Here is a 12,594-nt window from a genome sequence, read left to right on the forward strand (position 1 = left end):
GTGAGTAAGGGACATAAAAAGAACCAAGATATGTCGATAGAAGACATATTAAAATCGATTAAAGGAGTAATAAACGAGCGTAAAAATCCTATTCATGCAAATGATAGCGAAGATGAAGATGTATTAGAGCTAACGGAAATAGTAAATCAAGATGAAGAAGAAAAGTTAATATCCACTAAATCTGCTGAAGAGGTAGGTGATATTTTTAAAAATTTTACCGATACTATTAAAGATAAAAAGCTGGATAATAATATCTCATCTAAAAATGCACTTGAAGAATTAGTCGTTGAGATGTTAAAACCAGAACTTAAAGTTTGGCTTGATAACAATCTACCTGTACTTGTTAAAGAGTTAGTAGAGATTGAGATAAAAAAATTGGTGCAAAATAGTAAGAGGTAGGGGAGTGAATGTCATTGCTAGCTAAAAGCGGGAGGAGGTGTATGCTTCGTTTATGTCATTCCCGCGGAAGCGGAAATCCAGCAATTAAAAGGTATATACACAGTAAGTTTTTAATATTAAAAGCTAGATTTATCTCGCTTTACCCTGGATTCCTGCTTGCGCAGGAATGACATCGAACAATCTCCTGCTATCAAATAAATTATTTAATAAGGAATTATATGTTAAATAAATTATGTAAGATATTATTTTTTATAAATCTATTATTAGTGACAGTTCAAAGTTATGCTTCACCTCCGTCCTTACCGCCATCATTACCGGCTACCGAAGTAGATACTAAAGATAAGAATGTTCGCTCTAGTGCCGATATTTCTTTTTTTGATAAATTTAAGCAATTTTTTAGTAAACCCAAAAAGAAAGATATCCCCCCTAAACAAGCAAATGAACAAACTAAAGCAGCCCATCAAGAAGAACTAAAGCTAGCTTCCCAAGAGCCTAATGACAGTGAACAAGCTGAGTCGTTTATAGATGTCGGTAATGCAGCATTGCCTAGTGTTACAAGTGATAACGTTCATACAAATCCCAGTTATGAAAGTAGTGTAAATTTAGCTTCTCATGACATTCAGGAATCTAATGAAGCCGAGGCATCTGAACCTTTTATAGATGTTAGTAGTGTAACGTTACCTAGTGTTACAAGTAATGAAATGCATGAAGAACAAGTTGCTTCTAATGAGTATAATGATACAAATTTAGCTTCTAATATTATAACTCCTAACGTACCGAGACCGATAGTATCTATGCCTCCGGTTCACGCAGGAAGTTATGTAGTGCTTCCGCAGCGACCGGTGCAAATATATAAACCAACCAATTTGCCGCCTGTGCATGAGCCTATTCCGCTTAATCCCCCTCCTGATGCTAATAAAGAGGAAGAAAGCGTAGCACCGATAGTACCGCCCTCTATACCTAATATGCCTGCTGTTTCTCCGCCTGTGGTTAGCCCCCCGGTAACCCAAGATACTACATCAAGTACTATGCCGACAACAGTACCTCCTGCAGGTACTCCGGTAGTACCTAGTAATGTACCTGCACCTCCAGTAATGCCTACAAATCAACCTTCTACACAGCATATAACACCGACTAGCCCAAATACACCCGTTACTACTCCGTCTAAAGTAGTACCTACAACCGATTCTTCGGCGGGACTCAATAACTCGCAAGAGACATTTGTAGCTGTTTCAGATGTCCCCAAAAAACAAGATTGGAATACGCTGCTTATACCCGTTGTTGTAGTGAAGCCGAATCAACTTCAGCCTTTAGAGAAGCAAATTAATAATAATCAAACTACAAATAATCAAGAGAAATCATCTCCGGTAAGCTCTCCAAATGTCACGATTCAAAAACAAGATAATAACGTAAATAATGAAACATCGGAGTTGGTAACAAAATTTGTTAAAGATGAAACACAAATGTTACTTTTACCTGATGATGATATAGTTCTTGGTAAACTAACAGAGCAGGCGACTTTAGAGCAGATGGATATGTATGCATATATAGAGCTATTCCAAAAGAAAGAAGAATGGATAGCAAGTGCCGAAAGAAGAAAAGTTGTAGAGAGTTTTATTAAATATAATAATGATATAAATAAAAAGAAAGATATTTATGCCAATCTATCTTATTGTAGTGCAGTAGAGAATGCTTTTAGAGCAGTGGATAGAAACAATCTTTTTGGGTTGCGTGCGTTACTTGATATTTATCCTATATTGCAAGAAAAAGGTAGAAGCGGTGAGACATTACTAACTGCTGCTATTTATAACGATAATTATTATTTAGCAAAATTTTTGGTCATACGAGGTATTAACATTTCTACTCTAAATGATGAGTGCCAATATCCATTAGATATTGCATTAGCTCAAGGAAACGCTAACATAGCTTGTATGTTAATAAAAGCTAAGGGATATAATTGATAAGATTATTTTTATCGTCATTGCGAACAACTGTAAGAAGCGTGGCAATCTATAGTATAAAATCCTGAGATTGTTTGGTCAAAACTTACAGTTTTGCTTCGCAATGATGTAGAATTTTCAAACAATTTCTTTAAAGCTTAATTGCTTTTCTATGTTAAATAGTTTAATTTAGAAGAGAAAATAATTAATTAAATCTCTAATATATGAGTGATTTATTCAGCTTTAACAAAGAAAAGCAAAATAAGCTAGTCGATAATAACTATAGTGCAAAAGATATTGAAGTATTAGAGGGGCTTGAGCCTGTTCGTAAAAGACCAGGGATGTATGTCGGGGGTACTGATTCAAATGCTATGCATCATTTAGTATCTGAAGTGCTGGATAATGCTATGGATGAAGCAGTCGCAGGCTTTGCAAGTATCATCACGATAAAAATGCATCATGATTATAGTATTACTATATTTGATAACGGTCGCGGTATCCCTATTGATAATCATCCTAAATTCCCTGACAAATCAGCTTTAGAAGTAATTTTAACTACTCTTCATTCAGGAGGTAAATTCTCAAATAATGTTTATCATACTGCAGGTGGATTGCATGGTGTTGGAATATCGGTAGTAAATGCTTTATCTAAACATTTAGAAATAAAGGTTTATAAACAAGGTAAATTATATAGCCAAAGTTATTCTAAAGGCAAAAAATTAACTGATTTAATATGTGAAGAAGCATCTAAAAGGCTAAGAGGTACATCAATAAATTTCACTCCCGATCCAGAAATTTTTAGTGAAAAATTACATTTTAATCCTAAAAAGATTTATGAGCTTGCAAGGTCAAAAGCTTATTTATATCGCGGTGTTACTATAGAATGGGCATGCGAAGTAGAAGTACCGTTAGATATACCTAAAAAGGCATTAATAAGTTTCCCGAACGGTTTAAAAGATTATTTAAGTTCAAAAATAACTTTAGATAATTTAGTTATTCCGGGAATTTTTGCAGGTAATATAGAGTCTACGCCGGACAGGATAAAACTTGAATGGGCGATTTGTTGGCAAAATAACGATAGCTCGGCATTTATTCAATCATATTGTAATACTGTCCCGACTCCTCAAGGAGGAACACATGAGCAAGGACTTAAGTCGGCTATTTTACGTGGGCTTAAAGCATATGGTGAAATGATAGGGAATAAAAAAGTTGCTAATCTAACTGTTGAGGATATTTTAGAAACCGCAAGTGTCGTACTTTCTATTTTTATAGCTGAGCCGTCTTTTCAAGGACAAACTAAGGAAAAATTAGTATCAAACGGTGTAAGTAAACCGGTCGAGAATATAATAAAAGATCATTTTGACCATTTTCTTAGTAGCGATAAAGCTTTAGCTACTAATTTACTTGAACATGTAATTAGCATTGCTGAGTTTAGAATCAGTAAGAAAAACGAAAAAAATATTTCCCGTAAAAATGTCACTCAAAAGTTACGTTTACCCGGTAAACTTGCCGATTGCACACGCACTTCACCTGAAGGGACGGAATTATTTATTGTAGAAGGTGATTCGGCAGGAGGCTCTGCAAAACAAGCACGTAATAGAGAAACGCAAGCAGTATTACCGCTATGGGGTAAAGTTCTAAATGTTGCGAGTTCTACGCTTGAGAAAATCGTTAATAATCAAGCAATACAAGATTTAGAAATAGCTCTTGCCTGCGGTAGTTTAAAGAATTATAAAAAAGAAAATCTGCGTTACGAAAAAATAATTATTATGACTGATGCAGATGTTGACGGTGCTCATATAGCTTCGCTATTAATGACTTTCTTTTTTTTACGAATGCCGAAATTGGTAGAAGAGGGGCATTTATATCTAGCTAAGCCTCCGCTTTATCGTTTAACGCAGTCTAATAAAACTTATTATGCAGGCGATGAAGAGGAAAAAGCTAAGTTAACGGATAAATTATTAAAAGCTAGTAAAGCTAAAATTGAAGTAGGTAGGTTTAAAGGTCTCGGTGAAATGATGCCTGCACAATTAAAGGAAACTACTATGCATCCGGAAAAAAGATCGCTTTTAAAGGTAACTTTAGAAGATTTTCAAAATGTCGATAAAATAGTAGATGATTTAATGGGTAAAAAGCCGGAAAAAAGATTTCAATTTATTTATGAACAGGCTTTAGTTAAAATAGATAAAATTATTAGTGAGCTGGATATTTAATCATTATTGCGAGAAGCCGTAGGCGACTCGGCAATTCCGTCAAATATCCTGAGATTGCTTCGTCAAATTGCTTCGTAATTTTCCTCGCAATGACACTTTGCTTAAAAAACACACATATTTGGAGTATTATGTTATTACGTTTAATTATAACACTATTTTTTATTATAAATTCTATTTGTGCATTTGCAGAAGGAGAAAAAGAAAATGAAAATAAAATATCAAATCAGGAAGCTTATAAGCAATTTCAAGACGTATTTGAACGTATCGAAAAGGCTTATGTACAGGTACCCAATAGGCAAAAAATGATAGATGAAGCAATTAATGGTATGTTAAACTCACTTGATCCTCATTCAAGCTATTATACCGATGAGGATTTAGAAGATATTTTTACTTTTACAAAAGGTGAATTCGGCGGAATCGGTGTTGAAATAATGTATGATAGCGGAGCAATTAAGATAATATCGTCTATTGACGATTTGCCGGCTTTCAAAGCAGGGCTTAAAGGTGGGGATTATATAGTAGGCGTGAATGACGAGTTAGTCTCTACGCTTGGTCCTAATAAAGCTATAAAAGAGATGCGTGGTACGCCTGGTACTAAGGTTAAATTGTTAATAATTAAGGAAGAAGAGGCAAAACCGCAAGAGCTAGAACTTACTCGCGAAATAGTAAAAATCAAGCCTATAAAAGCACATTTAGAAAAAAATAATATTGCATATATACGTATAACTACTTTTAATGAGTCAACAATTTCTGAGCTGAAGGCAGCAGTAAAGAAGTTAAAAGCTGAGAGTAAAGATGACCTTAAAGGTATAATTCTAGATTTACGTAATAATGCTGGAGGTATACTCGATCAAGCTATTGCCGTTAGTGATTATTTTATTGATTCTGGTATCATTGTAACAACAAAAGGTAGAACTACATCAAGTAATAGCGAAACTAAAGCAAATGAGTTTTCGTTAAAAGCTCCCAAAGTACCTATGATAGTTTTAATAAACGGTAATTCTGCCTCTGCCTCGGAAATAGTTGCCGGAGCTTTGCAAGATCATAAAAGAGCAATAATACTTGGCACTAAGTCTTTCGGTAAAGGATCAGTTCAGGCTTTAACGCAAATCAATTCTAGGGCTGCCGTAAAACTGACTATATCTAAATATTACACCCCAAGCGGTCGTTCTATTCAAGCAGAAGGAATAGAACCTGATATTTTAATTGAGCCGGCAAAAGTTGAGTACCCAGAAGTGAAAAAAATAGATAAGCGTTTTTCTGAGAGTTCTTTAAAAAATTATTTGAAGAATGATAATGAAAAAAACAAAGATAATTCATCTAAAAACAAAGATAGCAAAAAAGAAAAAAAAGCCAAAAATAATAAACAAGAAGAGAATGAATTATCGGAATTATATAAAAAAGATTATCAATTTGCTCGTGCTTATGATGTAATTACAGGGTTGATTATTAATAAGAAGCTGGAAACAAAAGAGAGCGTTAAACAAGAAGATAAGTAGAGAGGATAATATCATTTTCGGTTTTGTTGCATGGATAGATTCTTCGTCATAAGCTACGGAAAAACTGTAAGTTTTGTACGTACACAAAATCTCAGGAACTATGGTTTATGAGATTGCTACGCTCCTTTTCATCATTCGCAATGACGATTTGGTATACACGCAAGCCTTTTGCAGGGATGACATCAGTTGAGTTCAAAATAACTACTAGGTCTTATAATGAACCATAATAAGTATATAGTAAGATTGTCATTCATTATATTGTTTCTTAATATTGTCATAAATATGATGTTTTATCGTTATTTTATGATAAAAGAAATGATAGTAAAACAAGTGGTTTTGGAACATACTAAAATTGTAGAACTTTACACTAATAATATTTGGAATACTCATCAGAACGTAATCAGTAAATTACATAAATGCGATTATTTAAAACTATTACAAGATCAAGATTTTATTAATTTTGTAAAGATTACTGCTCAATGGTTCACCAATCTTAATATTAATATTTCTCTCTACGATCTCAAAGGTAATAAATTCATCACTAGTAATATGTTACATATGTATAGTGTAGACAATTATAAAGATGATAGTTTGGTTGAGATAGTGACCGCAAAAATCGATAAATTTTTTTTAAAATCCTTTACTTCAAAAGCTCCGCTTCGAGATGCTTTTGAAGGTATTACAAGTCATATATTATTACCAAGGGTAGTAATAGAAAATGAAAGTGATTTAACAGTGGAAGAGGCTTCTTTTGTTACTAGCTATATCCCTGTTATAGATAATAATTTAGATTTTCCCGTAGATGCAGTATTTGAGATTAACACTAATATTACCAGCCAGTGGCAAAATATAACCTCTCTTGAGCAAAAGGTTTTTATAACTTTTATCATTATTTTTATAATATTCTGCACTATAATTATTAGTAATACTAACTATGCTAGACAAATTATTGAGGAGCAGCTTGAAACAAATAGAAATTTAAAAGCTCAAATAGTAAAAGTAGAAAAAACTAGCTCTTCAAATACAAAGTTTTTTGCTAATATTAGTCATGAATTGCGTACACCGCTTAATGCTATAATAGGCTTTTCGGAAATTCTTATGTCGGAAAGAGATGCAGAAAAAAGTAAAAATTATATTAAATATATAAATGATGCCGGTAAGCATTTGCTTAGTATGATTAATGATATTTTAGATCTTTCTAAAGCTTCTGCCGATAAATTAAAAGTAGATAGTATAGATCTTGATTTAAATAAATTAATTAGTTCTTCGCTGATACTTGTTAAGCCTCGTGCCGATCAAGCCGAAGTGGCTTTAATTAGTAGATTACCGAAAGAGCATGTGGTTATAAAGGCTGATCCAAAAAGGCTAAAACAAGTATTCTTAAATCTTTTATCAAATGCTGTGAAATTTACACATTCCGGAGGAAGTGTTACTATTGCACTTGAAAAAGATGAGTTAGCAAAATTAGTATATATAAAAGTTATAGATACCGGTATCGGTATTGAGGAAAAAGATATCCCAAAAACTTTATCGGCATTTGGTCAAATTGATAGTGAGCTTAGTAGAAAATATGAAGGTACCGGTCTTGGGTTGTCGCTTACTAAAAAGTTGGTTGAACTTATGAACGGTAAATTTGATTTGCAAAGTAAGATAAATGAAGGTACCACCATAACAATAACTTTTACATATGACGGTAGTATTGAAATATAAAAAATTGTGTGGAATATTAAAAAATTTTCGGTATTATAAAAAAATAATAAATTTTTAAAAAATATATGAAACTGATTGTCTTATTATTTACTTTTTTATTTTCTATGTTTTCTTTCGGAGAAAGTGAAACTATTAAAGGAAAGCCTTTAAAATATGCAGCAAATAATGATTTTGAAAATAGGTTAGATGAACAGGAACAAGAAATCAGAAGGCTAATCGGTAAAGTTGAGGTTTTACAGCATAAAATTGATATGCTAACGCAGAACTCAAATATTTCAAATCAAGAAGAAAATACTGAAGTTTTAGAAGATGGTGCTTCAAAAAAACAAGATGTTTTTGATATAGCTTTGCTTAAAGATATGCTAGATGATGCTCCTAAAAAACCTATTGCGGTTAATAAGGATATAGCTCCTGATAAGCAAGCCTACGATTTGGCTCTTGTTGCTTATAAAGATAATAAACTTACTGAAGCAAAAGATAAGTTTAAAAATTTTATCCAAAAATATCCTAACAGTTCGCTAATTAGTAATGCTTATTTTTGGTATGGGGAATGCTTTTTTAAACAAAAAGACTATAACGGGGCAGCGCTTAACTATTTAAAAGGCTATAAAGAGTCACCGAAAGGGGCAAAATCTTCCGATGGGTTATTGAAGTTAGCACTTTCCTTAGGCGAACTAAAAAAAACTCAGGAAGTATGTAATATGCTTGCTAAGCTTGATAAGGAATTTCCAACTAATAGAACTGCCGCATCCAAGAAAATGGCAGAAGATGCTAAGATTAAATTTGGCTGTAAAAATAAATAAAAATAATAAAATATGACTGATATTTTGGATGAAGTACTGAGTGATCAAAATGAAGCAAAAAGGTTGATTTTTTTCAAAAAGCTTTTACCTATAATAATAATCATTTCTATAATAGCTATTACTATAATGGTTGTTATTAATAATAATAAAGATAAAAGAATTAAAAATAACCAAAAAAACGGAGATATTCTTGTTAAGACTGTTGGTTTAGAAACAACAAAAGATAATGAAGAATTAGCTTTTAATACTTTAGAGCATTTAGTTACTACTAGTAATACTAAAATCAAAGAAATAGCTGCATTAGAACAAGTAGCCATAAAGATTTCAGAAAAAAAATATTCAGAAGCGAAAGACCTGCTTAATAAAATTATTGAAAATAAAGAATATTCCGAAATTTCTACTTCTTATGCACGTATTTCATGGTGTGGTCTTGTGATTGATGATCAAAATCTAGATATTCAAGATAAAGAGAAATTGACCAAATATTTAAACTATTTTGATGACGAGAAAAAACCTTTTTGGGCTACAGCAACTATTATAAAAGCTATGTGGGATATTAAGAATAATATGAAACCGCAAGCAGAAAAAAATCTAAAAAATTTATTAGTTTCAAATAATGTATCTGATCTAATAAAAGATCAGGCTAAAGCATTGCTTGTAAATTTAAATAAATAATAATTCGTACTTAAGGAAAAATATGACAAAGAAAATAGCACTTCTGTTATTACCGTTTATTTTAATTTCATGTAACGGGCTTGGACCAAAAAGGGTAAAAAATATTGTTGAGTTGACTCCTAAATTAGCACTGCAGACTCATGAGCCTATATATTTAGATTCTAATGCAAATATATATGCATTTAATGCAAATATGCTTAAGAATAAACAGTATAGTTTTGCTAGAAGCAAAACGATTACCGAGCCGGTTTTTATAGGCGATATGATTTATGCATTGGATATTAGATCGAATATTTCTGCATTTTCTATAGAGAAAAATAAGATTATTTGGTCTTATAATTTAAGTAGACATAAAAAAAATAATTATAGAGGCGGCGGAATTTTACACCATAACGGAAAATTATACGTAACATACGGTTCAAGATTGTTAGTAGTGCTAGATGCAAAATCAGGTTATGAAATAATTAGAAAAGAACTTCCGGATATTATTAGAATTAAGCCTATTGTGCTCAATGATAATACTGTCTTAGTGCAAACTATCAGTAATCAAACTATTGCTTTAAATGCAGAAACTTTAAAAACCGTATGGGAACATGAAAGCCTAGCAGAAGTTTTGTCGGCTAGTTATTTTATGACGCCGATAGTACAGTATGACAATGTAATAGTAACTTATAATTCCGGGCAAATACTTGCCTTAAATATAACAAACGGTGCAGTAAAATGGAATTTTGAGTTTACAAATCTTAATGATCGTACAGCTATACCGAATTTTGACGAATCAAGTATTTTATGTACTCCCGTTCATGATAATATGAATCTATATATAGCAACCGGTCTTGGTAAGCTTATTAAGCTTAATGTAGCAACCGGCAGTGTGATTTGGCAGGTAAATGCTGAGGATATTCAATCAATGTCTTTAATTGGTAATAGCCTATTTGTAACAAATAATGCTAGACAAATAGCAGCATTTAATCCTGAAACAGGGAAAGTAAAGTTTGTAGCTGATTTAAATGATGGACAAGATCCTAAGAAACTAAAATCTGCTGCTTTTTTAGTACCTTTTGTTGGAGTTGATAATAACAATAAGCGAAGTTTAAATGTTATTTCCGTTAACGGTGTTTTATATAGTTTTGATGTTGATAATAATGGATTAAACATGATACCTCATATTGTCAAAATTATAAAAAATATTCGTTATTATGGGCTAAGAGCAAATAATAATTTATATTTTTCTACCGATAGAAAAATAATCTTCGGAAGTAAATAAATTATATTTAGCTTGACAGATAGCGGGTATTAATGCTATTAAATATGTTGCTTGATTCTTTAATTGTAAATTCTAATTAAAAAGATACTATTGTGAAAACTTACTCGGCAAAGCCATCGGAAATTAAAAAGAAATGGTGGGTCATAGACGCAAAAAATATTGTACTAGGACGACTCGCTAGCAGAGTTGCTAATATGTTACGCGGTAAGCATAAGCCTAGTTTTACACCTCATTTAGATTGTGGTGATAATATAATCATAATAAATGCAGAGCATGTAAAATTAACAGGTAAAAAAGCAAATCCCAAAGACGGAAAAATATATTACAGATATACAGGATTTCCAGGTGGGATAAAAGATACTACGGCAGGTAAAATCTTAAGTGGTAAACACCCTGAGAGAGTTATTAAAATGGCTGTAAAAAGAATGATTACAAGAAATGCTTTAGGTGCTAAGCAAATGAGTAATTTGTATGTTTATGCAAATGGTGATCATCCTCATATGGCACAGCAACCTACTGTTTATGATTTTGCAAGCCAAAATCCAAAAAATAAAAAGTAATAGAATATGCCCGAGTTAAAAATTAAAACAGAAAAAGTAGAAAAGCAGTTAACTAAAGAACCTTTAGTATTAAAAACTCCTAAAGAAAAAATAGATAATTTAGGCAAGTTTTATGCTACAGGTAAAAGAAAAAATGCTATAGCACGAGTATGGCTTAAAGTAGGAAAAGGAAAAATAGTTGTTAATAAAAAAACAATAGTCCAGTATTTTCCTTCTGAAACTTATGTGAAAACTATCTTACAGCCTTTTGTCTTAACAAAAACTATTGATCAGTATGATGTAATTTGTACTGTTAGAGGTGGAGGAATTTCAGGACAGAAAGGTGCTATTTTACATGGAATTTCTAAAGCTTTAGATAAATCTGCTCCGGATTTTCATGCTATTTTGCGTAAAAGCGGTCTTTTAACACGTGATTCTAGGGTAGTAGAGCGTAAGAAATACGGACAACGTAAAGCACGTAAGAAAACACAATTCTCTAAACGTTAAGATAAAATTTGAGAAGTTACTAGGCAATTGTTGCATGGATCAATTTTTTTGTCATCCCGCGGGCTTGATCGTGGGATCCAGCTTAAAATATTTAAATTATTAGTATTTTAAGTTATTTTGTGGGGATACCGTGGTCAAACCACGGTATGACACTAAGTCTAAGTACATTTTCCAAGCTATGCAACCTATCTAGAATGACACTGCTTAACAAATTATATAAACACTTTTTCCCTCTGGCGGGGTAGCTCAGCTGGTTAGAGCGACGGAATCATAATCCGTGTGTCGGGGGTTCAAATCCCTCCCTCGCTACCATTCATCCGTCTTTTTGACAGTTCTATAGTAAACTGATTGAACTTTGTGCTTCGTTGTTCATCCTCTTGTCTATTATATAAGGCTCTACCTTCGTGCCTGTCACAAAATAGGGTTGAGTTTACTATAGTACTGTTAACAGTCCCATAGTTTTTAATAAAATTTTGTATAATAAATATTAGACTTCTTGCATAACCTATTTTATAAAGAGGAATTTGCAGGAGGCACGGAACATAGAACCGGAGCGTAGCCAAATCTATGTAAGGATTCGAGTACCGGATCGACATACCAATTACCTTTAGAAAGAGATTATGCACGAGGTCTATTTTATATTAGGTTCTGTGAAGATCTCTAAAACGATTTGATTTAAAAAATATCTCAAAATAACAAATCAATTAGAAATCTTTACAAAGCCTAGCATTTTATGCAATTGATTTTAACAAGTTTAATTTTATATTTATGAGCTTTCTTTCAATATATGCTAAATCCTTACCTAAAGGGTTCGTGTATCTGCAAGATATCGACCCTACAATTATTCAAAATATGCATTATTATTCAGATGAAAATTTTGTTGGTAAAAAGGTAGATGGTTATAAAGCACCGGAAGAAATTTTAACCATAGAAGCTGTTAAGGCTCTTAAAGCAGTACAAGCTGAGATACAAAAAGATGGTTATTCACTGATTATATGCATATAGAACACAAAAAGCTGTACAACATTTTTTAAGATGGAGC

The 12,594-nt window shown here is 32.4% G+C and carries 10 protein-coding genes, 1 tRNA gene and 2 pseudogenes; all 13 read left to right on the forward strand.

The window, feature by feature from the left end; all coding sequences use genetic code 11:
• Positions 1–399: a DUF2497 domain-containing protein gene (locus tag ACPKKV_RS02930; protein WP_392506111.1), complete on the forward strand. Its 399-nt coding sequence runs from the start codon at positions 1–3 to the stop codon at positions 397–399.
• Positions 400–407: 8 nt separating this feature from the next.
• A pseudogene (locus tag ACPKKV_RS02935) lies at positions 408–628 on the forward strand (hypothetical protein).
• Positions 618–2,360, forward strand: coding sequence for an ankyrin repeat domain-containing protein (locus tag ACPKKV_RS02940; RefSeq protein WP_392506112.1), 1,743 nt, complete (start codon positions 618–620; stop codon positions 2,358–2,360). The pseudogene ACPKKV_RS02935 and the gene ACPKKV_RS02940 overlap by 11 nt, the downstream one beginning before the upstream one ends.
• A 203-nt stretch (positions 2,361–2,563) precedes the next feature.
• The gene (gene parE, locus ACPKKV_RS02945; RefSeq protein WP_392506113.1) at positions 2,564–4,552 is read left to right on the forward strand and encodes a DNA topoisomerase IV subunit B; all 1,989 of its coding nucleotides are present in this window, start codon (positions 2,564–2,566) and stop codon (positions 4,550–4,552) included.
• A 128-nt stretch (positions 4,553–4,680) separates the two neighbouring features.
• On the forward strand, positions 4,681–6,051 hold the full coding sequence (locus tag ACPKKV_RS02950; protein ID WP_392506114.1) for a S41 family peptidase: 1,371 nt from the start codon (positions 4,681–4,683) through the stop codon (positions 6,049–6,051).
• A gap of 216 nt (positions 6,052–6,267) precedes the next feature.
• Positions 6,268–7,761, forward strand: a complete 1,494-nt coding sequence (locus ACPKKV_RS02955; RefSeq protein ID WP_392506115.1) for a sensor histidine kinase — start codon at positions 6,268–6,270, stop codon at positions 7,759–7,761.
• Positions 7,762–7,826: 65 nt separating this feature from the next.
• Positions 7,827–8,564: a tol-pal system protein YbgF gene (gene ybgF, locus ACPKKV_RS02960; protein WP_392506116.1), complete on the forward strand. Its 738-nt coding sequence runs from the start codon at positions 7,827–7,829 to the stop codon at positions 8,562–8,564.
• Positions 8,565–8,576: 12 nt separating this feature from the next.
• Entirely contained in the window at positions 8,577–9,239 is a 663-nt protein-coding gene (locus tag ACPKKV_RS02965; protein WP_392506117.1) for a DUF2659 family protein, read from the forward strand.
• 22 nt (positions 9,240–9,261) lie between these two features.
• On the forward strand, positions 9,262–10,506 hold the full coding sequence (locus ACPKKV_RS02970; RefSeq protein ID WP_392506118.1) for an outer membrane protein assembly factor BamB: 1,245 nt from the start codon (positions 9,262–9,264) through the stop codon (positions 10,504–10,506).
• Positions 10,507–10,598: 92 nt separating this feature from the next.
• Positions 10,599–11,066: a 50S ribosomal protein L13 gene (gene rplM / locus ACPKKV_RS02975; protein WP_392506119.1), complete on the forward strand. Its 468-nt coding sequence runs from the start codon at positions 10,599–10,601 to the stop codon at positions 11,064–11,066.
• A 6-nt stretch (positions 11,067–11,072) separates the two neighbouring features.
• A complete protein-coding gene (rpsI, locus tag ACPKKV_RS02980; protein WP_392506120.1) occupies positions 11,073–11,552 on the forward strand; it encodes a 30S ribosomal protein S9 in 480 nt (159 codons plus the stop codon).
• A gap of 235 nt (positions 11,553–11,787) precedes the next feature.
• Positions 11,788–11,864: transfer RNA gene (locus ACPKKV_RS02985), tRNA-Met, on the forward strand.
• A gap of 421 nt (positions 11,865–12,285) precedes the next feature.
• Positions 12,286–12,482: pseudogene (locus tag ACPKKV_RS02990) on the forward strand (D-alanyl-D-alanine dipeptidase); the annotation flags it as partial.
• Between the last annotated feature and the right edge of the window lie 112 nt (positions 12,483–12,594).

Source organism: Rickettsia finnyi (genome assembly GCF_049668125.1).
Lineage (GTDB): Bacteria > Pseudomonadota > Alphaproteobacteria > Rickettsiales > Rickettsiaceae > Rickettsia > Rickettsia kotlanii.